Below are 25696 nucleotides of genomic sequence, written 5' to 3' on the forward strand. Positions count from 1 at the left end.
AAATAAGCGCTATTTTTTTGATGACACGCCCTACAGAAAACCAGAGAAAAACAATGTCACACACCAGCTCTACATCGTTCTCTACGTCATTGACCAAGCCAGAAACCGCTTCGAATATCGACATAGATGATGTCACGAATTTCTTATTGGAATTAGATGCGCTCAAACGAGTCAATCGCCGCAGCTATGTGACGCAAACCACTCGCAAGGAAAACTCTGCTGAACATTCCTGGCATTTAGCCATGGCCTGTTGGTCGATCGCTGATTTGTTTGCATTAGACGTTAATCATGAAAGGCTGCTTAAAATGGCGCTGGTACATGATTTAGGCGAGATTGATGCTGGCGATACTTTTTTGTATGCCAAGACACGTAATACTGCACACGTAGAAGAACGCGCTGGTATTGCTCGGTTACAAGCTGAACGTGGCAATGGTATTAGTAATTTAGGTGAAGTTTGGGAAGCGCAAGAAACAGGCGATAGTAAAGAGACGCAACTGCTAAAAGTGGTCGATCGTTTATTGCCTTTTTTGCTCAATCTAAATACCAACGGCAAGACATGGATTGAGCTGGAGGTCACACGCTCGCAAGTGGCTGGCGCGCATGCATTTATTAAAGACAGCTTTCCTTCCATTCATGATTGGCTATCACAAAACATTGACTATGCGACCCAGCAAGGGTGGCTGATTGATGCCTAGATCCATAAATCCGCCATTTTCCTCGTGTTAAGCCTCACCATCTACCTATTGAAATGCCTTAGATGATAGACGAGCGAACTGTTCAGTAAATTAAATAAAGAGACTGTTAAATGAGAGTAGCTGGCACTTATAAAATTTTCGCTAAATCGATCGTCTTTGTTGGCCTACTAAGTTTGGCGCAACTGACGCAGGCTGCCGAGCCTATTAGTAATGGTGGTAAATTGGCACACGATGCCAAAAAGCAAATCGGGATTACCACCAGCTATGATCCTGCTTATCGTAAATTAGAGTTTCCGCGTGGTGATGTGCCGATAGAAAGTGGCGTCTGCACCGATGTCGTCATTAGAGCGTATCGGCTACAAAATATTGATCTACAGCAATTGGTTAATCATGACATGAAATCTAACTGGTCGGCTTATCCAAAGAACTGGGGACTGAAATCGACGGACAAGAATATTGACCATCGACGTGTGCCGAATCTGGAAGCATTCTTTGAACGTCATGGACAGACATTATCGATTACGGATAAAGACAGTTTTCAAGCAGGGGATGTGGTGACGTGGCGACTACCGAACAGTAATTTGCCGCACACGGGTATCGTTTCCGATAAAAAGACAGCGGATGGCACACCGCTGATTATTCATAATATCGGACGTGGTACGCAAGAAGAAAACATCCTTTTTGCTTATCCTATCCATAAGCATTTTCGCTACTAGGGCGTGTCCCCATTTAGATGACTATCGATTGAATTGAGGACACGCCCTAGGGTCTGTTGAATAAATCACACCCATTAAAAAGCTCAGTTAAGGGCAAATTGAGATGCTTAACTGAGCTTTTTTGAAGTATTAAGGCGTGTTCTCCATTCAAACACGGCCTAGATCGCTCGATTATTTATGGTTGGCGACACCCAATAGCTGCCCCATTTGCACGATGCTATTGGCTTTCATACTATCTTGCCAGTCTGCCCTTGCAGCTTTTGGCAGTACCACGATAGCGGTTGAGCCTAAATAAAAACGTCCAAGCTCTTCGCCTGCTGCAAACTGCATATCATGATCGGACTCGAATATGTCGTCAGTACGAGCAATTTTGCCAGTCGCGACGGTTTCGATACCAGCGACAATCATAGCGCCGACCATCACCACGGCCGCTTTGCCATATTTGGTATCAAACATACAGACCAGACGCTCATTGCGCGCAAACAAATCTGGCACGTTAGCCGCAGTGGTATTATTGACCGAAAACAGCGTGCCAGGCACATAGCGAGTCTTGGTCAAAGTGCCCGAAAACGGCATGTGGACGCGGTGGTAGTTACTAGGTGCTAGGTAAATAGTCGCAAAACTGCCATCGGCAAAATAATGGCCATCTTCGCTATCAGCCAGCAGTTGGCTGACATCATAGTGACGACCTTTAGCCTGTAGCAACTGGTGATCTTCTATCTGTCCAAGCTGAGAAATGATACCGTCAGCAGGACTAACGATCGCATTTTCGGTGGTATCAACGGGGCGCGCATCTTCTCTTAACTCACGGGTAAAAAAGTCATTAAAGCTCTCATAAGCGTTAAGGCTTTGGCGTTCGTACTCGTCTAAGCTGATATTATAAGCTTTGGCAAAGCTACGAATAAAGGTGCGTTTGACATAAGGGTGGCGACTGGCGGCCAAACGTCCAGCGACTTTACTGAGCTTTTGCTGTGGCACAAGCTGTTGTAAGGTGGTAAATACATTCATAATAAGGCTACCAAAATAAGGTGTAATGTGATCAATAATAGGCAAGTTAATGACGGTATTTTATCATGGACAGCGCATTATTGTATGACCATAATCTGTTAAGGAATCAGTAAATGAAAGCACTCATACAACGGGTGAACCGTGCTAGTGTCATCGTCGATCAGCATTGTATTGGCAAAATAGACCATGGCGTATTGGCGTATATTGGCTTGGGGCATGAAGATAACTTGCTCACTGCTCAGCGCATGATCGATAAAATATTGACCTATCGTATTTTTGAAAATGACGATGACCCTGCCAAACTGGGTAAGCTGGATAAAAACGTTCAGCAGGTCGGTGGTGGGCTATTATTAGTCTCACAATTTACCCTAATGGCAAAAACGGACAAAGGGCGGCGACCAGACTTTGGCGGTGCGATGGCACCTGCTGCGGCGCAAGTGTTGTTTGAGCAACTGGTCGCTTATGCCAAAACTCAATATCCAAGTGTGGCAACGGGTCAGTTTGGTGCTGATATGCAAGTTGAGAGTGTCAATGATGGGCCGCTAAACTTTTTACTGGACATCTGACCGTAGAGTGTCATCAAGTTGTCATAATTAATCCGTTTAATAGGCAGAGACGGGTGAGTGTATATCACCTTTTTACATACTAGATTTTGCCCTCTAACACCGAGAATGTCCTATGTATAATGAGCAAATTTTGATTGTTGAAGATGAGCCTGCGATTCGTGAAATGGTTGTCATGACGCTAGAGATGGCTGGGTTTGATAGTTTACAAGCGGCCGACGTGTCAGAGGCGCATCAGCAAGTGGTCGATCATAGACCATCACTGATTTTGTTAGACTGGATGTTGCCTGGTGACAAGAGCGGTGTGGATTTTTGTCGTATGCTCAAAAACGATGAGTTGCTTTCTGAAATACCAGTCATTATGCTGACAGCCAAAAGTGAAGAAGACAGTAAAGTTCATGGTCTCGATGCAGGTGCGGATGATTATATGACCAAGCCTTTTTCGACCCGTGAGCTGATCTCCAGAATCAAAGCTGTATTGCGCCGCAGTAGCGCGATGAGTGGCGATAAACCGATCGAAATTGGTCAATTAAGCCTCGACACCAAAAGTCAGCGCGTAATAGCCGCTGGCAAAGTCGTCGATGTTGGCCCCACAGAGTATCGGTTATTGGCATTTTTTATGAGTCACCCCGAGCGTGCCTACACACGAACGCAGCTGCTCGATCAGGTGTGGGGCGGCAATGTATATATCGAAGATCGAACCATCGATGTGCATATCAAACGCCTCCGTAAATTACTGCGTCCCTATGAGTGTGATACCTTAATTCAGACAGTGCGCGGTACAGGTTATCGGTTTTCTAGCCTTATTGAGCACAGTTAGTCTGGTACAAATAATGCCGTAGTGACATTGAGGCAGCGGATAGTGCTAAGGATGAGAAATGGACAAGATAGCGCCAACACAAAGTAAGCAACCAGTGGTATCAGAGCAAATATCAACTCAAAGTACAGCGGCACAACTCAAAAAAATCGGCAGTGCATTGCGAGCTTTACGAGATGTGGTGATTTTGCTCAATAATGATGACAGTCTAGAGTGGTGGAATCAGGCAGCGCAAGACTTGCTAGCATTGCAACCCGAGGATAAAGGCCAAAGTATTTTTGACTTTATTACGGTACCAGAGTTCCATCAGTACTATCAGGGGACGACGATACCTAACGATGGTGTTCATATAGAGTCGTGGCGAGATCCCAGCCGTTATTTGAAATGTGAGTTGACACCTTTTGGCGATGAAAAGCTGTTGTTTATTTATGATGTGACTCGTTTACGGCACTTAGAGCAAATGCGTCAAGACTTTGTGGCGAACGTCTCTCATGAGCTAAGAACGCCATTGACCGTGATGATGGGTTACTTGGAGAACTTTTCCGATCAGCCTGATATGCCGCCGCAATGGCGTCGCGGTTTTGAGTTGATGACTCAGCAGACTGCCCGTATGAACAGAATTGTGAACGATTTATTGTTGCTGTCTAAGATCGAAATCGAAGAATCACACGAGCTACATTATATAGATATGACCAAGCTGCTAACCAATATCTATGACGACGCGCAGGCATATAACCAAGCATATAAACACATTATTCATTTGCATATCGACACGTATGACGGGATATATGGGTCAGAGATGTATCTGAACAGTGCGTTATCCAATCTGGTGATTAATGCGATTAAATACACGCCAAAGGGTGGCAGTATCACCATTAGTTGGACCAGAACCTCTGATGGTTGCCGCTTCGCTGTCGAAGATGATGGCATTGGTATTGCGCCAGAGCATATCACCCGCTTGACAGAGCGTTTTTACCGTATCGATAAAGGTCGTAGTCGTGCAACAGGCGGTACAGGATTGGGGCTGGCGATTGTAAAGCACGTCTTGCATCAGCACGAGGCGCAATTGCAAATTGAATCAATAGAGGGCGCAGGGTCGACCTTTAGTGTGGTGTTTCCAGCGGCTTACGTGAGATCAGCCATCGCAAATTGATATGAATAATACCCCGTATCAGTTTGAGTTTGGCTAAGCTTGGTTTAGCTTAGTTGAGACTCATCACTGAGCGCGGCACATGCGTTATTTTTTCTGCAAAAGCGGATAAGGGTTCACCGCACTGCCATTAATATAAATACCATAATGCACATGTGGCGGTGTCCCTTTTGCATTACCGCTATCGCCCACATAACCGATAATATCACCCTTATTGACCCAGTCATTGGGAGCGATATCGGCATAGTCCTCTAGATGGGCATAATAATGCCCTGCGCCACCAGGTCCTGCCACCACGACGATGCGTCCACCTAATGTATTCTCGCCAACTTTTTTCACAATCCCTTGTGTGGTCGCCTGTATCGGGGTATTGCGAGGTGCAAAAATATCAATGCCTTCGTGAGAGCGCCCTTGGCTACGCGCCGCACCCCACGTATCCGTCAAATGCTGATTTGGTAATGGTGAGGGAAGGCTGTTTTGTGTAGGAGGCGCTTGTTGCAATAGACTCAGCTGCTGCCATTTGGTAACCACAAATGACTGAGTTTGTTGACTCATATTGGGCAGCAATTTATCAAAGACAAACAGTAGCACCAGTAGTACAGTGGCCTTAATCAGTACGCTTAATACACGACCGAAAAAAGAGGGCTTTGACGTTGACGGCTGGTTGTTTCCATCTGCTGGCATTGATGTCTCTTATATATCTGATGTTGTTTGAGAATTTATTATAGAAGCCTTATCTGCTAAGGTCTATATGGCATTGTCATCTATGGCTGTTATCCCCATAAATATCATTGTGGTCAAATACAGACACAGACACAGCAAACACGCCCTAATAATACTTCTGCTACGCTTCGATGGTTGCTCTTAATGGTTAATTTTTTATGAATGATGTTTTTAACCCTGCTGATATTTTGACCACGGCTGAAACAGCGCTGGTTATCGATACCGAAACAGATCAGGGTAGTGATCCCCGACCTATCCAAGTCGCTACTATCAATGTGACAACTGGCTTTGAGTGGATGAAATACTTCAACAGTGGCCGATCTATCTCACCCATTGTCATCAAAGTTCACGGTATTACCGATGAAGATGTGGCTGGTCTTGAGCGTTTTGAGTTGGAACAGTTTGAATTGCCAGAGTATTTGATTGGTCATAATGTACGCTTTGATTGGCGAGTGATTGGCAGTCCGTCTGCCAAGCTGATTTGTACGGTGAGACTCGCGCGCGTCGCCTTTCCAGAATGGAGCGCTTACAGTCAGTCTAAATGTATCGAGCAGTTATTGGGTAAGGGCGAGGCGCATGCAATGACGATTGCGGCTCATGATGCGCTGGGCGATGCACGGATGTGCTATCTGCTGTATCAAGCATGTTGTGAACGTCTACAGATATCTCCAACGAATTTTGTGGCAGCCCATGCCATCTCTAATAAATCGACCCCTGTGAGTAAGATGCCGTTTGGCAAGCATAAAGGCAAACCGATCAAAGAAGTGCCTATCAGCTATGTTAAATGGATGATAGGCACTATTCATAACATGCAGCCGTCGCTGTATTCGGCTTTGACCAAGCGTATCAAAGCAGAAGAGAACGAAAGCGTGGAAAAGTAAATATCCCTCTTAATGCTGCTTATTCAGCCAGTCCACGGCCATCTGCCATAACGGCGGGGCTTTAGCATTGGTCTTACTACTAAAATAGCGCATATGGCCGATATGGTTTACGCCAAAATCTTCAGGATGCAAAAATCGTTTTTCGATGGGCATACTCGTAAATACCCGTATCATATCATCCATGTTTTCGCTATTAGCGATGTCATCATCACTAAAGCCGAGCCACAATGCTGGCATGCTGAGTTCATCATAAAAATGCGTGTGTATACTTTTGCCAAATGCCGTTTTGATATAGCCTGCGGCATTGCACCATTCACGCCATTGACGGGCCACACCGCGTGGCAGCGGCTCACCCATGCCCATTTTATCCGACGGTGTATAGCCCAATGTTAAGTTAGCGAGCGGAATAAACGCATCCATAAATCCCATCGCCTTGAGCTTATACGGCATATTCATGTTTTTGATACGTCCTGAAGAGCAAGCAACATTGAAGACTGAGGTAATCGCCTGATAGTTGGGCATTAAGCCAATCAACTGACCGCCTGCGCTATGACCGATGAGGTGATAAGAGGCATTAGGAAATTCATCTTGCAGCGCATCAAGGACGGCAGGCATGTCATGGCGACCCCAACTTATTAGCGAGGCATCACACTTTGCTAGGTCAGTCGAAAGCGATTCACCGATACCTTCATTGTCAAAGGTCAGCACCCCAAAGCCACTCTCTGCGAGATACCTCGCAAAATGATGATAAAAATGGCGTTTGATACCTGTGGCTGGTGCCATCATGATTGCTTTTTTCGTCGTATCTCTAGGACGATAGACAGTGGCTGCCAAAGCTTGATTACGATCGGTCATGATAGTCAGTGAGTAGGTATCGACATTGGTAACGCCATCAGTATTATTTTTTTCAACACGATTGTTATTGATAACAGGGGCTAATGACTCTGAAGTCGCAGAAATGTCGTGATTATTCATGGTGATACCTTAATGTGTTTTATTAGAGCGTGTCCTCATTTTTAGCTCATGGAGCGCTTAATATTCATATGGAGGACATGCTCTGGTAGATAATGAGTGTGGATCTGTGATGAGTCCTAAACCCTCATCTTTAAAATGTAGTCGTTGCGTAGTGATAAATCGTTGTGACTGTGTGTTGGCCTTGCTTATGTTAAGATAAATGCTGGCGAGACAGGCGGGCAAATATGACTTCCAAGTTTTGTACGGCTTGGTTGAGTTTGTCTGATAAACCATGTGCGTGACAATATAAATTAAGTGTGTCGGTATTTGACACGCCCTAATAACAAGCACTCAATAAAAACTGATTGGTGAATTAAGGAAATTATATGCAAATGAAAATTAATAATGATACGTACGAAGTGATTACTAGCAAAGACATCACGCACATCGAAAAAGCCGTAGACAAATCAACATTAGCCATGCCATTGGTGGCGGTATATTGTGGATCGCGTTTGGGTAATAGCGAAGTGTATGAGCAGGCAGCACGCGAACTGGGCAGTGCATTGGCAGCCAACGGTATGGGACTGGTGTATGGTGGTGCTAGCATCGGTCTGATGGGTGCGGTCGCCGATGAAGTTATCAAAAGCGGCGCTCAAGCGGTAGGCGTCATTCCGACCTTTATGCTCAAGCACGAAATCGCTCATGAACAGTTAACGCGCTTGCATCTGACGGATACCATGCACACGCGCAAAACAGTCATGGCAGAGTACGCAGATGCCTTTATCACTCTCCCAGGTGGCTTAGGAACGCTAGAAGAAATCATGGAAATCGCCACATGGCGTCAGCTGTACCAACACGAAAAACCCATGATTATTCTAAACATCAACGGTTTTTATGACCGTATGGTTGAGCATTTAAAATATACCACTGAGCAGGGTTTTATGAAGCAGGAAGATTTAGATCGTCTGGTGGTGTGCAATACCATCAGCGAAGCGATCGATATGCTACAGACAGTGGTGACCATCAATGAGGATGTAAATACAGAAAAAATGGCGGGTCGTAATAGCTAAGCTGTATAACACTCGTTAATAGATAATGGACGCTTAAGTATTAAGCGCCATTACGCAGAAAGGAGCAGATAACCAAAATTTGGTTATCTGCTCCTTTTTTGTATCTATTAAAAACCTATCAGCGAATCATAACTACTAGGGCGTGTCCTCATTTTAAAAATGGTGATAAAAATGAGATAAATCGCAGTCAAACAAGAAAAATAGCGCAGATAATATCGAGATATTAGTCAGCTATTTGACGCCGTTTGGCCATTTTTAACCCATTTAGATGACTATCGATTGAATTGAGGACACGGCCTAGGCATCAGCAGATGACAGATCGTTCAATGCCGCGTCACAAATACTACGATTGACATCGGCCATTGCTATTGGGAATCCACGCTGCTCAGCGAGCACGCGCGCGACTTTGTCCACAGCGACGCTATCATTATGTACAAGGTATGACCACTCATGGGCATAGCGGCTACGATTCATTGGCGTATCATTATTTATTAAGCCCAATTCGGTCAGCTCATTCACTATCTGATCCGCAGCAATCAAAGTTGAAGATGCTTTGACATTTTCTGCACGGGCATAGCGTATATTAGAATACAAGCTCACATCCGCGACTCGCAGCGTATCATCCTGTCCAGGAATCTGCTGTCCACCGTATAGCGCATTACCAACGGTACGCGCGCTATTGAATGTCGGTACAAACTCAGCCACATATTCAATCGCTTGCTGGCTACGTGCCTGTAAAGGGGCTTTATCCCAGCCATCTTCAATATAATGCACGTATTGCTGTGGCAGTTTGGGCTGCGCACTGTCTGTACTTGACGCGACTAAACCATCATCAAATAAGGTAATGGCTTTACTCATGCCATGTATCTGAAAATAGCCGCCAGGGTAGGGAGTGAGCTGTGCCATGCCTTCTGGTGTACCGCGCTGACCATAAATAATAATCTCTGGTATTTGACCACCTGCCTCACCCCAATGAGTGACATAAGAGGATTTGAACTCAACCATACGTGTGACTTCAACACCAACCATGTCATCGATAACACCAGTACGGAAACCACAGGCGTTGACTAAGTAATCCACTTCGATGGATTCTGGCTGAGATGTATTTTCTGGTTGATAGTCGATACGCCATTTTGTGACATGATGGTCAGCATTGGTACAGTTTTCGCAATCCACTGGTACGACTTTTTGTACAGCTGTATTGGTAAAGACATGTGCATGATCATATTCTTCTAGTGCCAGTGTTGCAGAGGCTGCCAAGCGAAAAATATTCCAGCCATACTCTTGAACGACAATCAGCGGAAATTTGACTTTATTCAAGTCCAAATATTTCGCAACCGGTATCATCCATTCATCAACCGTGCTGGGTACAGCGACTTGCTCACGCTCAGACAGCTCAATCAATTGGTCGTGACTGTATAGCTGGTAGTAGTCTGCAGGCTCACCCAATACTTTATTATTGGCATCTTGCTCAATCATTTCTTGATAAGCATTGGTCAAAATATCTAGACGCGGTAGCAAGTCTTCAGGCAGTCCTTCGTCACGTGTCGGCACGGCAAACACAGTGGGACGCACGTCGATGGTATGAGGATACAGACGCAAGATATCGATACATTGTTTGAGGAGTGCCACGCAATCTTCATCAGGTATCTCACGGTACAAATTACCACCCGCATGCAAATGACACATGGGCGGTCCATCAATGAGTGATTTTTTCTTCTCAAATAAATACGTCTCAAGTCCTAGTGCTGCAAGGCGAATAGCAATCGTTGCTCCCGCAGTGCCGCCACCCAAAATGCCAACACGTTTCGTGGGCAAGTTGTTTTGTGCCTCGTAAGATAGCGCCTCAGAATGGGCGTCACGGTTCAAGGATTGAGCGTGGTTTTTATCAAAAGGCTGAGTCATTGTCGTCGTTATATCCTTAATAGCATCCGTATTAGGCTGTGCTCGGTACATTTATCACATGTCTTGCGACTATCGATGTGTATGCGAATGATATGTGTGCGAAGGTGGTTAAGTTCAATACGCAAACTTGAACTTCATTTAAACTTCAATAGCCATCTTGTCGATTGTGTAGCCATACTTCACTTCCATAGGTATATTTTACGAAAAACTACAGCCAATATGATGGCAAATACGTAAGTACATGCATGAGTTTTGTCAACAAAGCGCTACGATAGAGGCATAAAAAGCAGACGTGAGCGAATGAGACAACAATATTTCACTTATCACTTACCAATTACAAGTGCCATGCTCGAATGTTTAACACACCCTAAGATATTCTAGGGCGTGTCCTCATTTTAAAAATGGTGATAAAAATGAGATAAATTGCCGTCAAACGAGGAAAATAGTGCAGATAATATCGAGATATTGACCAACTATTTGACGATGTTTAGCAAAATTTAGCTATTTTTAGCCCATTTAAAGGACACTCGTTTGAATTGAGGACACGCCCTAAATAAAGGGTAGTCCATTTAGATGACAATCAATTGAATTGAGAGCATTTCCTAGCAGTATAAACAACGACATTGGCATAGATCATTGGCGGGGTAATAAATAATAAGAAAATATTGATTTTGCATGTTTTCAGCCAGCTTTATGCTACTAATCTAGGGTGTAAGTGCTTAACTGCCTTGCAAATTTGCCGAAAAATCGGTAAAATCGCGGTTTGATTTTCCCGCTGGGGAAAGGCTAAGTGAGCAGAGGTGTGGTGTTGGATGCTGGAATAAGCCAGTGATGCAATTGCCATACTTGCAAATGTCCTTAGTGCCTCAGTTACGTATGACTATAGCTTGGCCTCAGGCCAATGATACTAAGCATACATCGGACATAGAGAGTTTATTATGCGTAAAGATATCCATCCTAATTACCAAGAAGTTTTATTCCACGACACTAACGCTGACGTTTTCTTTTTGACTCGTTCAACTGCTAAAACCAAAGCTACTCGTGAATACGAAGGTACAGAATATCCATACTACCCACTTGATATCTCAAGTGCGTCGCATCCATTCTATACTGGCGAACAACGCAAAACTTCTACTGAAGGCCGTGTTGCTAGCTTCAACAAACGCTTTGGTGCGTTTGGTGGCCGTAAGAAAGCTGCTGATACTGACGCTGCAGAATAATTTACACTTATTGTGTAAATATATTTCGCAAAGCAATAAAAAACCGCTGATTATTCAGCGGTTTTTTTTGTTTGAATGTTAACAGTCGTATTTTTGAAAGGTGGAACTAAGACGTCTTCTAAGTAGTGGAAGGGTCTAGCAACTGTGTAATCAGCTCTGACAATTGCTGCGCCCAATAGCCATACATGAGGCTGCTAGGGTGAAAGCCGTCACTGGCAAACATCACGGTGATATCGATTGGCGTGCCACTCGCATGCTCTTCTATCATCCGTGGAAAATCAGTTGCCATATAAGTAACGCTGTCATGCTCGGCGCATATTTTCTGCAATATCTTATCGAGAATTGAGGCTTTAGCACCGACAAAGTTGTTTAATGGGGCAGGGATTGCCGGCATTTGAGCCATTGGTGGTAGGCTTGAAAAAATCAATTCTCGCACACCAAACTTGCGCTGAGCAATAGCAATAATCGCTTCAATCTGCTGCTGCCATTTACGCGCAGAGACATTGGCAGTGGTGTCATTAACCCCGACACTCAATACCATGATATCAACCGCTTGACTAGGAGCGGGTAGGATATAGAGCCGACGCAAGATATCAAAGCTGGTGTGACCAGTGGTTGCTTGCAATGACCATGTCAGCTCATCAAACTGAGTCTGAATAACAGACTGCTGCTGCAAAATAGGAATCAGCTTGCCAGCTAATGCTTCTTGCTGCGTTTGACTACCCACACCAGCGGCGGCTGAATCCCCAACGATCATGACGGTGAGCGTTTTCTTAACAGCATCTTTTTGTGTATTGGCAGACAGGGTATTAGCAGAGTGGTTTAATTGAACATGACCATGCCTTTCGCCATGTGGTTCAGGCAAGCGAACCGTGTCACGCTTGATTCTGCGACCTTGATAGAGATAAACAGGGGCAAGCAGTACATCTCTTGCCACTGTCGCCATCTTATTGCTATTTACCATATTGCTACCATCCAGCACGCTCTCGAATAGTCGTGAGGTTGTCTTCAATGAACAACTTGCCATCGACATAAACGTCACGCAACAGGTTTTCCGCATCATCCGTTAAGTCATCGGCTTTGATGGTTTTTAGTTTTCCGTTGCTGTCTTTGACCAAAGCCAATCGACCTTTTTTTGAACGTTTCGAGCGGCTGGTGATGGGATCTTTATAGATATCTTTCCAGACACCATCGATAGAGATAGAACTGGCTTTCATTGCCCAGCTCATGGTGTCGCGGTTGACTTGCTGTAATAGACCACCGCCCATACCAAAGGTTACGTTTTCAGCGCTGAAGCCTGCTTTTAATATGACATCAATAATCTTGGTTAGGCTTTGTGGACTGATACCATCACCTTGGATGACTCGTACATAATCTGGTAATACCTTATAGCCTTTGCTATTCACAGTCGTTCCAAACTTCACTGCCAAGCGCTCTAATGCCTCGCGGACAACTTTGGTAGGCTCGCCACTGTCTGGTCTAATGACCAATGTGCCGCCCATGTTTTTTACGTCGTCTTTTAGGCTGCCACCCCAGATATTATCGATGGCGTTCCATAAGTCATAACTGTCTGAAACCACTGAAAAGCTTTTACCGTCGCCACCAAACCGTTCAATCATATTGGCAAAGGCTGCTGTCTCACCGTCACGGCCCCATGCAGTCATCGTGCTGTGTTCAGCTGCAGGGATAGAAAACGCTGGCATGTCTTTATCCATTTGATACCAGCGACTGGCAGCTACTAGTGCCGTCATTGAGTCAGTGCCCGCAAAGTTCACCAAATGTGCCAAGCTGCCGAGTGCCACAGATTCCTGACTAGATGCACCGCGTGAGCCAAAGTCGTGCAGCCTGAACGTGAGTGACTCTGTGTTATCTGCTGATTTTTCTAATGCTTTACGAATGATGTCTTTACAATAATGCGAGACACTGGCGACCGTTGATGGATACCAAATCGCGCGTAATAAGGCGGTTTCGATATAGCTTGGTAGCCAGTAAAATTCAGGGTCGGTATTGATGATTTGGCAAACCACATTGGACACTGGCACGATGCTGCCTTCGGGTACGGCTTGGATACGCAGTGGTAGATAACCATTGTGTTTTTCAATTAAATGCTCCCAACCCGCACGATTGAAGGTCAAGCCGTGTGCTTGCACGACCATTTCGGCTTCATCGATATCTTGATGGGTAATAGGGGTGCTCAGGTATTCTTTGATAAAGGCTTGCAGACCAAAAAATACCACATCATAGTCGCCTTTGCGCGCTTCAATATAGCTTGACAGATACTCACTACCGCTTGGATATTGCACCCAATGTGAGGTTTTATAGCTGTCGCTGTTAAGAATTAAATTATTTAGATTACTGGTATACATCACAGAACTCCTCTGCTTTGAAATGCCACAGCTGCTTTAATGAAAGAGCAGTTGCAGCGGTAAACCCTTGCCGTCTATCGACTTGGGCGGTGAAAGCTGTTGTACAAAAACGTGTGCAAAAAGGATCAATCAGGTTTAAAAATAAAAAACTAAGAAAATAAATTATATAGACTATAGTCGATTATAAGGTTGTAAATGATGTACTAGTCGGTCAATGTTATGTAAATTTACAACCCTACCATCTTGGTAATAATCGCATAATGGTCTTCGAACATCATGGCGGCATCGAGCTCTGCCAGCGGTAACCAAAAAGCTTTGGCTGCGTCATCACCACCTTTTACTTTTGGTAGACCTTTTGGGTCATTTTTCAGCTGAAAATAAAATGCTTGGGTAATCGTTCGACCACGTGCCGAGCGATAGGGATCATCAAAGGTATGCTGACTGTGACAAGAGCCACGCAACACCGCTTCAGGAACTTTGAGGCGTGTTTCTTCCCGTAGCTCACGGATACAGGCATCAAACAACGTCTCTTTTGGATTCAAGAATCCACCAGGCAATGCCCACAGTCCGCGCCCTGGCATACTACGGCGCTCTACCAACAGGATATGTCCGGACTGTACAATTAACGCATCAGCCGTCATAAATGTAGGCGGATAGGGGGCTGATTCCCACTGTCTTTTATATTTATCAATGAAATCGGCTTCTTCATGCAGCTGATGGTAATCGTCAGTTTTTTTGAAGTCATTCAGCACTTTACGGGTTGATTCGGGCGTGCGCTCAGGTGTCGGCGTGGCCCCCATCAGGTAGCTATCGCGAATCGGCGTGGCTGATAGATTGTGATAATTGGGCACTGAGACCGAGTCCCAGTTGGGGAATAGCGATAAATAATACGATGAGCTGTCTTTTGAATGACCAATCAACCCAATATCGCCCTGCAAATCACCAGTGACAGATTTTACGCCTGCCTGCACATATTGTAGCCAGCGTGTGTCGTTGTAGAGTGCATCGTCTAGACCCACGCAGTGAATACGTGCCGCTTCCTCTGCTGAGTAGGCGTCTTTAATCATGGCCGCACGCTCAGCGACGCTAAATGGATTGCGTAAGCTGCGTGGTAGATTGGCTGAGCCAATGAGCATAATCACATCATCCGAGCGCTTTAATGCTTCGTCGATGACGGCTTTATGTCCACGATGGAACGGCTGAAAACGCCCAATGAAAACCAAATAACGATAGTGTTTACTGCTTTTCTGATCAGGGGTTTGTGTGTCTGAACTTTGCTCTGATAATTCACTCATAGACGCCAATTTCCTACGACTTATATTTCATTGGTAAAAAATTAATAATGCCAATACTGACACAGCCGATGACTCGCTGACAAGTGGAAAGATGTTTGGGATAGTATAACGGTCAATGATGATGTGAATCATGATGTGACGAGTCCAGATAAATACGCCCATAATTTTAATGGGAGTGCTTTTCAATCCAAGCAGTCACTGTTGGCCAGATTTCTTTGGCAGCGTTACGGCTAATCATAATGCAGCCATGAGTATAGTCGTCTAAATCACCATGGCTGAGCGCGTATTCACAAAAGACATTTGCAGGATTTTTAAAGTCACCAGCTTGAGTGCCATATCACAAAATTTTTGGCTACATCTCTATACGGACAGCAGCCACGGTTTTAGGGTTTAGCATGTTCTCAAGATTTACCCAAACGGCGTGATAGCCAAATCCACCAGCGACCATCTCTTGCTTAGCGTGTTCAATAGACCACTCTTGCTCAATGATTCTATACATAGCGATAATCAGTCCCGTACGGTCAGCACCATGATAGCAGTGTACCAGTACGCTCTTATTTTGTGCCTGTAACTCTTTTATTGTATTTAAGGCTTTAGCGATTTCTTTTGGAGTAACATACCACGATTTAAGCGGTTGATTATATAAGTCTAAGGACGTCTCATTAACAATATCAGTTAGTAATTTTTCATCATCATTTCGATCAAAAAATCGTAAATTAAGGATAGCGTCAATACGATTGGCTTTAAGTAGAGGGATATCAGCTGCACGTAACTGCTCACTTCGAAACAGTAGCTTATCAACTTGATATAAATTGGTCGCCTTATTAATCAAGACTGCATTTTGCGGTAAGGATGGGGGAGCCGTAAGTTGAGTAGTAGCAGTTGACTGGCAGCCGATCATCAGACTGGCTAGACTCATAGAGCCTGCGACTAATATTGACTTGTAACGCTGTTGCCAGCGATGGTTATGGTCTATGGTACCTTTGTTCGACCTAGTGCTCAAAAGCTGGTTAATAAGCATAATTCTCATACCCTTAGTTTTGATTGGTTATCATTCTACCGCTACAGACTATTGGATAGCCATTATCAGCCATAATAGTTTCAAGCCTTGCAGTTGTTGTACATAATAAAGCGCTCATTATAGTAAGTGGCTAAGTGGCTAAGTAACTAAGTAACTATCGAGTATGACGCTCAATCCAATCGGTCACCGTTGGCCAAATCTCTTTTGCAGCGTTACGACTAATCATGATACGGCTGTGAGTATAGTCGTCTAAATCACCGTGACTGAGCGCGTACTCGCGAAAGACATTGGCAGGATTTTTAAAATCATCAAAGAGCATCTGACAACCATGCGTAGGAGAGATGAATCTATCTCCTCTCGCACTGATGGCGTATACAGGTATCGTAATATTCGGCATCTGTTGTCGATAGTCTAAAAGCTCGTCAGCGACGCCATTTGTATCAGTGCTAGCTTGATTAAATGTACTTTGCTTGATAAAGCTGCTTTTAAAGTTCCTTCGTAGGTTCCAGTCGTACCATTGACTCATCGTATGGTAGCTTTCGTCACAAGCGCCCATCTTCAATTTTCTGGCAGGGATAAAGCCCAGCAGTCGTGTGAGTATCTTGGCTGCAATAATTTTCGCATGGCTAATTGGCTTTGATGCTGCACCATAGGCTTGGCAAGCAAACATGCTGATGCTGTTTATTTTGTCGATATAGCGTGGGTTTTGAATTAAAAACATAATCAAACCAATACCACCGCCACTATGAGTAATACAATGCAAATTCTCAATTTTTAATTCCTCAAAAAAATAGCGGAAAGTTGCTTCATAGTCATAAGTAGCAACCGTCTCGAAATTGAATTTTTCTTTTGGCATTGAGCTGTCACCATGACCGCGCCACTCCATGATGTAGCAGTGATGCCCAAGGGCAGCCAGATACTCAGCAATTTTTAAGCAAGTTTGTTTGTCCGAAAAGGTACCGTGCGTCAAAAATATATTTTGAGATTTTATAATAGACAAGCTGTTTTCTAATGTGTTGGTTATCATACCGTCTTCTATAGTATCAACTACTTTCCAAACGGCAATCTTCTCATCATCTTTGGTAGTTATTAGGTGCAACGTCCGTGTCATCATAAAAATTATCCTATCCGAAAAATACGTAATATTTATACATGGCCATCAAAGCTACCATGCTCATAAAGCCAGTGCACAAAGTTATTCAAACTATCAATACTACGTCAAATATAAATGACTTGCTCAAACGAGATGTGAACGGTATCGCATAGCGAAAATGCTGAGTATGCTTGATAAATGGTATAGCTGTCTTTATATAGAGAATAGCTTAATATAGAGAGTAACTTGGCAGCCAACACAACTATTAGGCATGTTTGTTTTTCATTGTTTAAATATTGAGTTACTTTGCCAGTAGGTAGCATCATTAAAAAAATCAATGACAACCATTTACAGCGGCCACCGTTCAATTCACAGTAGCGTGGTCGGAATTGATGCTTGATTCAGGTATAATGAGTGCTATAGACGAATTAAACTTTATACTCATGGCGGGCAGCGTCATACAATAATAAATCTCAAATATTGCTAGCCTGCATGTTTTATACAAGCCGTAAAAATTTTAAACATTCAAATTCACGACACAGTAGCCATAATAGATATAGCGTTTGTGTCATAACGCATAGGAAACATTATGAGTGAGCATGACCAAGTTGATAGCCCAGTAGCGCCATCAGCAGACTATGAATCAGCGCTAGATACGGATCAGACTGAAGCAAAAAGTAATATTACTATTACTGAGTCAGCCCAAGGGTATTTGGCAGATTTGTTATCTAAGCAAGATACAGACGGTATCGGCGTACGTATTTTCGTCGAGCATCCAGGTACGCCACGTGCAGAGTGCTGTATGGCGTACAACCAACCGGGCGAAGAAGACAGCGCTGATCTGCGTTTTACGTATGACAGTTTTTCTGCATTTATCGAAGCGGCATCAGTCCCTTATCTAGAAGATGCGGTCATCGATTATAATAAAGACCGTTTCGGTGGTCAGCTGACTTTCCGCGCGCCAAACTCTAAAGTGCCAAAAGTAGGTGCGGATGCCAGTGTCGAAGAGCGCATCAACTACGTATTGCAGTCAGAGATTAATCCAGGTTTGGCAGCGCATGGTGGTGACGTACAGTTGCTTGAATTGATTGATGAAGAAGGCGTTGGTCTTACAGCCGTATTGAAATTCGGTGGTGGTTGCCAAGGGTGCTCAGCCGTTGACATGACCTTGCGTCAAGGTGTCGAAGTACAGCTCAAGCAGCAAATACCAGAGTTGACCCAAGTCATTGATGAGACCGATCATACCCGTACTGAAAACGCTTATTACAAATAAAAGTCTAGCTGGAAACTGCAGACTTAAGTAATAGCGAAAAGTTATTTTAATTAAAAAGCCAAGTTTTAATGAACTTGGCTTTTTTTATTGCTATGATTTGGTAGATTGTTTTTTAGCTGAATTTTCAGTGGTAGGTTGTTGATTAATAACTTTTATCGAAATAAAGGAATATATAATGAGTGACGGACAAGCAGACCAGCAAGCAGCCCAAAAATCAGAGACCCCTCAACGTCTTGAAACCTTAGCGATTCATGCCGGTTATAGTGTTGAACCCACCACTAAAGCCGTCGCAGTACCTATCTATCATACTAGTTCATATGCGTTTGATAATACTCAGCATGGTGCAGATCTGTTTGATCTAAAAGTCGCAGGCAATATTTATACCCGTATCATGAACCCGACCAACGCTGTGCTAGAAGAGCGTGTCGCAGCGCTAGAAGGTGGTATCGGTGCGCTTGCCGTCGCATCTGGTATGGCTGCCATCACTTATGCAATTCAGACCATCTGTGAAGCGGGTGATAATATCGTTGCGGTGTCGACCTTGTATGGTGGTACTTACAATTTATTTGCCCATGCGTTGCCGCGTCAAGGTATCGAAGTACGCTTCTTTGACCACAAAAACCCTGAAGCGATTCGTGATTTAATCGATGATAAGACGAAGATGGTCTTTGCAGAAAGTATCGGTAACCCATTGGGTAACATCGTAGATATTCAGGCGTTGAGTGATATTGCTCACGAATATGGTGTGCCAGTCGTGATTGATAGTACGGTTGCGACACCTGCGCTATGTCGCCCTTTTGAGTTTGGTGCGGATATTGTCATTCATTCATTGACCAAGTACATGAGTGGTACAGGTACGTCGATTGGTGGTGCGATTGTCGATAGTGGTAAATTCGCATGGGGCGATTATCCTGAGCGTTTCCCATTATTAAACACGCCAGATCACAGTTATCACGGTGTGAACTTTGTCAAAGATGTGGGCGCAGCAGCCTTTATCGCTCGTGCTCGTGTGGCACCGCTGCGTAATACAGGCGCGGCACTTAGCCCGCTAAATGCTTTTGGTATTTTGCAGGGTATGGAGACATTGAGTCTACGTATGGAGCGCCATGTACAGAATGCTCAAGCCGTTGCGGAATATCTGCGTGATCATGATAAAGTTGCTTGGGTGAAATATGCGGGTTTACCGGATCATCCTGAGCATGAGCTTGCTAAGAAGTATATGAAAGGAACGCCATCTGCTATTTTGACCTTTGGTGTTAAAGGTGGTCTAGAAGCAGGTGCACGCTTTATCGATGCGCTGCAACTGATTACTCGCTTGGTCAATATCGGTGATGCCAAATCATTAGCTTGTCATCCAGCTACGACCACCCATCGCCAGTTGAATGAGCAAGAACTTGCCAATGCTGGGGTGAGTACTGATATGGTACGACTATCGATTGGTATCGAACACATTGAAGATATCAAAGCAGATTTAGAGCAGGCACTAGCTTCAGCTTAATACTAGAACAGAAGACTCTCATTGAACTGAGTAACTTGCTTATTGAGTGACAAAAAAAGCCCATAGCGAATTCGTTATGGGCTTTTTGTTTGACTAAACGGTTTTGACACTGATAATCGTATTTTTTGAGTTTAGTATTATGCTGATAGGACGCGCTGAGCAATATCTCTATAATCTTGTGAATCTAATCTTGGCCCAAATTGTTGAATGACTTGTGCTGATATTTCGCTGGCAAGTCGACCACATTCTGGCAGACTATATTGCTGTGACAGCGCATATAAGAAGGCACCCGCATAGTTATCGCCTGCGCCATTGGTGTCAATGACATCGGCCACTACTGGCGTTGCAACCTCATAAATTTCCATTTCTGCCTCGGCGTTAGGCTTGTGGGCGATGACTGCACCATTAGCCCCATCAGTGACGACCGCTGTTTGGCAATATTCAAGCAGGGCACGTGCGGCGGCTTTAACTTGTTTTTTATCCGTGAATAGCTTGGCCTCTTCGCTATTGCAGAATATCACCGCGACTTTATTGCCCAGCATATTGAGTAAGCCATCTTTGGCAAATTTTACCACTGCAGGATCAGCAAAGCTCACCGCGATTTTTGCATTATGAATGCCTGCCTGTTGACGTAACTGAATCATCGCTGGTTGGATGCTCTCAGTCATGGCCAAATAGCCTTCTATGTATAGCCAGTCTGCTTGCATCAAAGCATCAAAGTCGACATTGTCAGCAGTGATATCGCTTGAAGTGCCGAGATAGGTCTGCATGGTTCGCTCGCCATCTTCTGTGACGGCGACCACGCATGAGCCAGTCACACCGCCTGCGTGGATAGATTTTTCTGAGGTAGACACGCCAGCTTCATGCAAGTCTTTAAGATAAAACTCGCCTTGAGTATCATCGCCGACACGGCAAGCATAAAACGGCTTACCGCCTAGACTGGCAAAGGTAAACATGGTGTTGGCTGCTGAACCGCCGCCCGCTTGTTTGGATGGCTCAATCTCAGCCAGCTTAAAGTAAGCCAGTAGTTGCTGCTGCTCTTCGATACCTGCCAGTGTCATATTACCTTTGGTCAGTTCAGTCTCTTCTAGCGCAGCATCAGACAGCACATACTCGTGATCAACCAACGCATTACCTATCGCCATTACGTCGTACATTGCTTACCTCTCCTCGATTAATGTATCAATATGATTTTTTATCGTTAAAACTATTCTGCCTGTAGTTCAAGCAAGCGCTGATAGAGCGCATTCTTTTTTACACCAGTGATGTCAGCGGCCAACGCGGCAGCTTTTTTGACCGATAAATCCTCTAGCAAGCGCTGTAGCAATTTATCATGATTGGTGATGTCGTCAGTGTCTTTTGCCACACTGATGCCAGCGACGACCACGACGATCTCGCCGCGCTGCTGATTGTCATCTGCTTTGACAAATTCGACCAACTCGCCAAGAGTGCTCTTGCGTACCGTTTCAAAGGTTTTGGTCAATTCACGGCAAAAAGTCACCGCACGATCTGCACCAAATATCGTCGCCATGTCTTCTAGACTAGATACGATACGATGCGGCGCTTCGTAAAATATCAGGGTTTCGGTACGCGAGGTAAGGGCACTCAGTTGTTTTTGACGACCGTGCATTTTTGCTGGTAAAAACCCAATAAAACTAAATCGATCGGATGGTAGCCCTGCGACTGACAATGCGCCAATTGCAGCAGATGCCCCAACGATAGGTGAGACCGTCACGCCAGCTTCATGCGCCGCTTGTACCAATTGATAACCTGGATCACTGACCAGAGGCGTACCAGCATCGCTAATCAAAGCGACCGAATGACCTTGCTCGATCATCTCAATGATTTTGGGTGTCTGAATGGCGCTATTGTGCTCATGATAGGCCCACAGCTTGTTATGGCCTTTTTGCTTTGTGGTGGTATCATCATCACTTTCAACACGATTTTTGGCATGATGAGTCTCTGAGTCTGTTGTCTCGTCAGCTTTACTGCCTTTGGTATCAATGCCAAAATGCGACAACAGCTTACCTGAGGTACGGGTGTCCTCACAGGCAATAATCGCAACCTGCTTTAGAACATCAATCGCGTGTGGCGTCATGTCGGTCAGATTGCCAATTGGCGTGGCAACGATATAGAGACAAGCTGGCATCGCGGTAGGAGTAGACATGAAAACCTCGGGTCATTAAAAAGAATATGGTACGGTTGCCCATACCGTCATCATCTAATGTATGTTTCAGCCAAATAGTGAGCGATTACATACTTATCGATGACACAGCTAGAGCGTGCGAAAGTGGCTAGTTTAGCATGTTGTGCTATGATAATTCTCAAATGTTAATCAGGCGAATTGACCTTATGCCGAATCATAAGCCCTTGACCCTCACCTCACCGAGACAACGCCAAGGTAGTCGGTTTGAAAATCAGGCGTGTGAGTTTTTACAAGCGCAAGGGTTGAGGGTGGTGGTGCAAAACTGGCAACAGCCAAAAGTAGGCGAGCTGGATCTGGTCATGCTTGAGACAGGCTCTGCATGGTCAACGCTAGTGTTCATTGAAGTTCGGCAGCGCAAGCGTTCGGTCTATGGTGATGCGGCACTCAGCGTGACGCCAAGCAAGCAACGCAAACTTATTAAGTCGGCGCAGTATTTTTTGCAGCAGCATCCTGAGTATGCTCATTATGACTGCCGATTTGATGTCATTGCTTATAACACGACAGGTACGATGAATCCCAAAAATGTGCGGTTAGATAATCAACCAGAATGGATTCAAGGTGCTTTTATAGCGAATGCTTGGTCATAAAATAAATGAGGTAGACGCTGAAAAACAAAGCGCCTGCTCGCACCTGGTAAGTAGGGTCTGTTGAACATTCAAATGTGGTGCTGGCAGTCACCATTTTTTAGACAATATGCAGTGAAATTTTTGACGCCTAGTTATTCTAGGTTAGACAATTTCGCCATATATTGGCAAAAAAGAGTACTGCCCTGAAAGGCTGATGCTAAAATCCCCCCAAACGTTGTTACAAACCTAGCTAAGGTCTCGACATTATCGTCGGCTTGCGCCTAGTTTGGTGAAATTTTAGCAATCAGCAGCTCTAATATTTGAATGTTCAACAGACCCTAAGGTTCGTTACCAAAAACCTAACCGTTTATCGCTAAAATTAAGTAAAGTAGCAGTTATGGTCAATTCCCTATAAAGTAGATACCGTAATTATCTTGAACTGATTTTAGCACTTGGTTCTTAGATTAATATTGGCTCAACTCATTGAATTTATAAAACCGTCACAATCATGTTCTAAGAGGTAAATAATGACACGGATGCATTTGCGCACTGCTATTTTTGGTTCATCACGACGTATTACGACAGGTATTATGATTGCGGCCTGCGTGGTCAGTACAGGCTGTGCTACCAACTATCTAACCAACAGTACAGAAGGAACGTACGGTGTGCCCATGACCGAGCGCACGATTCCGCAGCGTCTACTCGATCGTAGTATTGAACATACTGCTAAAATCAATGTATACGGGCTAAAAGAAGACTTGCAGCAAACCAGTCGTATGGGTATCGATAGTTTCAATAGCGAAGTGCTGCTCACAGGTGAAGTGCCAACTGAAGCGCTCAAAGCAGAGGTCGAAAACGTCGTCAGCTCCATGCCAGATGTACGCCATGTCTATAACGAGATGGAAGTGAGTGCCTCGAAAGGTTATAGCGCAACCGTCCATGATGGTTATATCACTTCAAAACTACTGGCCAAGGTCGCCGCTAGCGATGGTGTGAGAGCGTCACAGCTTAAAGCAATCACTAATAATGGCGTGGTCTATATTATGGGTCGCATGACACCTACTCAGCAGAGTCATTTGATTGACATCGCCAATACCACGGTTGGCGTTACCGAGCTGGTATTGCTGACGACCGTCGTTGATGACAGAGGTATAAAAATAAATGACGCTGACATTATGTACGAGAATAATGTATCCAATCCTGCGGTAGCGCCAGCTGCTCAAGATACGGCTATTGGCACGGCAACACCCATCGTAATAACAGAGGATGATGCCGCTACCGATCAACCGTCATCAAGCCCTTATATCAACCTTTATCGGAATCCATAAAAACCCTTAGTGGGCCAAGTGATGATTGATGTTAATCACAATAAGCCTAAATAGTGATAACAGTAAAAGCACGAGAATTTTTCAGCCAGTGAGTACTATATCAACCGTAAAACGTAGCAGAAGCAGCACATTGGCCACTGATAGATTAATATAAAAAGTATCAGTGGTTAATGGATAAAATAATAGCGCTGTCAGGATGCTACTCATTATTGATACATAAATATAATAGGATACTGGCAATGAAGAATTCGCAAAAATACATGCAGCAGAATGAAAAAATGAGTGAAAGCACCCTTAATCATGTAGAGTCACACAACAAATCTGCTAAGAGAAAAGCACGTACGCTAAGGTTTGGCGGGGCAGCATTATTCGCATTGGGTAGCATCGCGCTAGCCACACAAAATGCACAGGCTTTATCACCGCTCGCGATCGTCAATGGCATCACTACTAGCGGCGGTGTTGGCGTTAGCAAAGACATTTTATACGGTGACGAGCCCTCACAAGATCTAGATATTTATTACCCAAAGCCTTTGACACAGGCAATGAAAGCCCAGAGCGCTATTGAGGATACCTATCCGATGGTGGTGTTTGTCTATGGTGGCTCGTGGGAAAATGGTACCAAAGAAGAATACGCCTTCGTTGGTCAAAGCTTGGCCAAAGCAGGGTATGTCACGGCAGTGATCAATTATCGCAAAGCCCCTGAGCATGTCTATCCGGATTATGTCGAAGATGCGGCACAAGCGATTGCTTGGAGTATGGATAACGCGGCCAGTCTGCATGCTGATCCATCACGCTTGGCGGTGATAGGGCACTCAGCTGGCGCATTTAATGCTGTGGCAGCCGTGTCTAACGAAGATTTTTTGGCGCCTTATGGCATGAAGCCAACAGACATTGCAGCTGTCATCGGTATAGCGGGACCTTATAGTTATGACTTTACCCAGTTTGATAGTGCTAGCGCCTTTCCTGCGGATGCAACGCCTGATCAAATAATGCCAGATCGTCAGATTAAGGGCGCGCAACCACCGTATTTATTATTGACCGCTGAAAAAGACAAAATCGTACATGACACCAATACTATTAAAATGACAGAGGCACTCAAAAAAGCAGGCGTAACGGTGGAGAATGGTAAAATCGAAGGTGCCAGTCATGCCACCAGCATCGGTGCGATGGCGCCACCGCTACGTTGGTTGAATGATGTGCGCGCGCAAGTGCTGACATATCTAGATAAAACGCTGAAGTAGTTTATCGCTATATCTCTCAGTGAACGTGATTGTTCAACACCCCCTGCTATTGCCTCAGCGCTTGCGTGCTTAAACATACTTGCGCAAGACAGTACTGTAAGATATGC

Annotated in this window: 24 protein-coding genes; 13 read left to right on the forward strand and 11 right to left on the reverse strand. The window is 44.6% G+C overall.

Going from position 1 to position 25696, the window contains the following annotated elements; translation table 11 throughout:
• The first annotated feature begins 53 nt into the window (after positions 1–53).
• Together QL982_RS03110 and QL982_RS03115 are read left to right on the forward strand one after the other, a co-directional pair.
• The gene (locus QL982_RS03110; protein WP_290161613.1) at positions 54–695 is read left to right on the forward strand and encodes an HD domain-containing protein; all 642 of its coding nucleotides are present in this window, start codon (positions 54–56) and stop codon (positions 693–695) included.
• A gap of 110 nt (positions 696–805) precedes the next feature.
• Positions 806–1411 carry a DUF1287 domain-containing protein gene (locus tag QL982_RS03115; RefSeq protein ID WP_290161612.1) on the forward strand — a complete coding sequence of 202 codons (606 nt, stop codon included), beginning with the start codon at positions 806–808 and terminating at the stop codon, positions 1409–1411.
• Positions 1412–1582: 171 nt separating this feature from the next.
• Here QL982_RS03115 and asd read toward each other — a convergent pair whose 3' ends face one another.
• Positions 1583–2419, reverse strand: a complete 837-nt coding sequence (gene asd, locus QL982_RS03120) for an archaetidylserine decarboxylase (protein ID WP_290161610.1) — start codon at positions 2417–2419, stop codon at positions 1583–1585.
• A 113-nt stretch (positions 2420–2532) separates the two neighbouring features.
• Here asd and dtd point away from each other — a divergent pair, with 113 nt between their 5' ends.
• The 3 genes from dtd (at position 2533) to phoR (ending at position 4952) form a co-directional block, all read left to right on the forward strand.
• Positions 2533–2985, forward strand: a complete 453-nt coding sequence (gene dtd / locus QL982_RS03125; protein ID WP_290161608.1) for a D-aminoacyl-tRNA deacylase — start codon at positions 2533–2535, stop codon at positions 2983–2985.
• A 112-nt stretch (positions 2986–3097) separates the two neighbouring features.
• Positions 3098–3802 (forward strand): phosphate regulon transcriptional regulator PhoB, encoded by a 705-nt coding sequence (phoB, locus tag QL982_RS03130; protein ID WP_290161606.1) that lies wholly within the window; start codon positions 3098–3100, stop codon positions 3800–3802.
• A 58-nt stretch (positions 3803–3860) separates the two neighbouring features.
• Positions 3861–4952 carry a phosphate regulon sensor histidine kinase PhoR gene (phoR, locus tag QL982_RS03135; RefSeq protein WP_290161604.1) on the forward strand — a complete coding sequence of 364 codons (1092 nt, stop codon included), beginning with the start codon at positions 3861–3863 and terminating at the stop codon, positions 4950–4952.
• Positions 4953–5036: 84 nt separating this feature from the next.
• Here phoR and QL982_RS03140 read toward each other — a convergent pair whose 3' ends face one another.
• Positions 5037–5633, reverse strand: coding sequence for a M23 family metallopeptidase (locus QL982_RS03140; protein ID WP_290161602.1), 597 nt, complete (start codon positions 5631–5633; stop codon positions 5037–5039).
• Between the two features lie 197 nt (positions 5634–5830).
• Here QL982_RS03140 and QL982_RS03145 point away from each other — a divergent pair, with 197 nt between their 5' ends.
• Positions 5831–6553, forward strand: coding sequence for a DUF3820 family protein (locus QL982_RS03145; protein ID WP_290161600.1), 723 nt, complete (start codon positions 5831–5833; stop codon positions 6551–6553).
• A gap of 9 nt (positions 6554–6562) precedes the next feature.
• Here the strand turns inward: QL982_RS03145 and QL982_RS03150 are convergent, their stop codons facing one another.
• Positions 6563–7408 carry an alpha/beta fold hydrolase gene (locus QL982_RS03150; RefSeq protein WP_356644810.1) on the reverse strand — a complete coding sequence of 282 codons (846 nt, stop codon included), beginning with the start codon at positions 7406–7408 and terminating at the stop codon, positions 6563–6565.
• Between the two features lie 485 nt (positions 7409–7893).
• Here QL982_RS03150 and QL982_RS03155 point away from each other — a divergent pair, with 485 nt between their 5' ends.
• Positions 7894–8577, forward strand: a complete 684-nt coding sequence (locus tag QL982_RS03155; RefSeq protein ID WP_290161596.1) for a TIGR00730 family Rossman fold protein — start codon at positions 7894–7896, stop codon at positions 8575–8577.
• A 297-nt stretch (positions 8578–8874) separates the two neighbouring features.
• Here QL982_RS03155 and QL982_RS03160 read toward each other — a convergent pair whose 3' ends face one another.
• Entirely contained in the window at positions 8875–10482 is a 1608-nt protein-coding gene (locus QL982_RS03160; RefSeq protein ID WP_290161594.1) for an FAD-dependent oxidoreductase, read from the reverse strand.
• A gap of 938 nt (positions 10483–11420) precedes the next feature.
• Here QL982_RS03160 and QL982_RS03165 point away from each other — a divergent pair.
• Positions 11421–11702, forward strand: a complete 282-nt coding sequence (locus QL982_RS03165; RefSeq protein ID WP_110924187.1) for a type B 50S ribosomal protein L31 — start codon at positions 11421–11423, stop codon at positions 11700–11702.
• Between the two features lie 118 nt (positions 11703–11820).
• Here QL982_RS03165 and QL982_RS03170 read toward each other — a convergent pair whose 3' ends face one another.
• From QL982_RS03170 to QL982_RS03190, 5 genes are all read right to left on the reverse strand, one after another.
• Complete coding sequence (locus tag QL982_RS03170) at positions 11821–12666, reverse strand: SGNH/GDSL hydrolase family protein (protein ID WP_290161591.1); 846 nt, start codon at positions 12664–12666, stop codon at positions 11821–11823.
• Between the two features lie 4 nt (positions 12667–12670).
• Positions 12671–14068 carry a nicotinate phosphoribosyltransferase gene (locus QL982_RS03175; protein WP_290161589.1) on the reverse strand — a complete coding sequence of 466 codons (1398 nt, stop codon included), beginning with the start codon at positions 14066–14068 and terminating at the stop codon, positions 12671–12673.
• A gap of 227 nt (positions 14069–14295) precedes the next feature.
• Positions 14296–15363 (reverse strand): bifunctional nicotinamide-nucleotide adenylyltransferase/Nudix hydroxylase, encoded by a 1068-nt coding sequence (locus QL982_RS03180; RefSeq protein ID WP_290161587.1) that lies wholly within the window; start codon positions 15361–15363, stop codon positions 14296–14298.
• Positions 15364–15715: 352 nt separating this feature from the next.
• Positions 15716–16384 (reverse strand): dual specificity protein phosphatase family protein, encoded by a 669-nt coding sequence (locus tag QL982_RS03185; protein WP_290161584.1) that lies wholly within the window; start codon positions 16382–16384, stop codon positions 15716–15718.
• A 154-nt stretch (positions 16385–16538) separates the two neighbouring features.
• A complete protein-coding gene (locus QL982_RS03190) occupies positions 16539–17498 on the reverse strand; it encodes an alpha/beta fold hydrolase (protein ID WP_290190161.1) in 960 nt (319 codons plus the stop codon).
• 568 nt (positions 17499–18066) lie between these two features.
• On the opposite strand from QL982_RS03190, the gene nfuA reads away from it, so the two are divergent.
• Together nfuA and QL982_RS03200 are read left to right on the forward strand one after the other, a co-directional pair.
• The gene (gene nfuA / locus QL982_RS03195) at positions 18067–18750 is read left to right on the forward strand and encodes a Fe-S biogenesis protein NfuA (protein ID WP_110924191.1); all 684 of its coding nucleotides are present in this window, start codon (positions 18067–18069) and stop codon (positions 18748–18750) included.
• A 175-nt stretch (positions 18751–18925) separates the two neighbouring features.
• On the forward strand, positions 18926–20248 hold the full coding sequence (locus QL982_RS03200) for an aminotransferase class I/II-fold pyridoxal phosphate-dependent enzyme (protein WP_290161578.1): 1323 nt from the start codon (positions 18926–18928) through the stop codon (positions 20246–20248).
• Positions 20249–20385: 137 nt separating this feature from the next.
• Here QL982_RS03200 and QL982_RS03205 read toward each other — a convergent pair whose 3' ends face one another.
• Positions 20386–21405 (reverse strand): adenosine kinase, encoded by a 1020-nt coding sequence (locus QL982_RS03205; protein WP_290161576.1) that lies wholly within the window; start codon positions 21403–21405, stop codon positions 20386–20388.
• Positions 21406–21455: 50 nt separating this feature from the next.
• The gene (rsmI, locus tag QL982_RS03210) at positions 21456–22415 is read right to left on the reverse strand and encodes a 16S rRNA (cytidine(1402)-2'-O)-methyltransferase (protein ID WP_290161573.1); all 960 of its coding nucleotides are present in this window, start codon (positions 22413–22415) and stop codon (positions 21456–21458) included.
• A gap of 137 nt (positions 22416–22552) precedes the next feature.
• On the opposite strand from rsmI, the gene QL982_RS03215 reads away from it, so the two are divergent.
• From QL982_RS03215 to QL982_RS03225, 3 genes are all read left to right on the forward strand, one after another.
• Positions 22553–23041 (forward strand): YraN family protein, encoded by a 489-nt coding sequence (locus tag QL982_RS03215; RefSeq protein WP_290161571.1) that lies wholly within the window; start codon positions 22553–22555, stop codon positions 23039–23041.
• A gap of 506 nt (positions 23042–23547) precedes the next feature.
• Entirely contained in the window at positions 23548–24348 is an 801-nt protein-coding gene (locus QL982_RS03220; protein WP_290161568.1) for a BON domain-containing protein, read from the forward strand.
• 239 nt (positions 24349–24587) lie between these two features.
• The gene (locus tag QL982_RS03225; RefSeq protein ID WP_290161566.1) at positions 24588–25589 is read left to right on the forward strand and encodes an alpha/beta hydrolase; all 1002 of its coding nucleotides are present in this window, start codon (positions 24588–24590) and stop codon (positions 25587–25589) included.
• Positions 25590–25696: the final 107 nt, after the last annotated feature.

It is taken from the genome of Psychrobacter sp. 5A.1 (genome assembly GCF_030407455.1).
In the GTDB taxonomy this organism is placed as follows: Bacteria; Pseudomonadota; Gammaproteobacteria; order Pseudomonadales; family Moraxellaceae; genus Psychrobacter.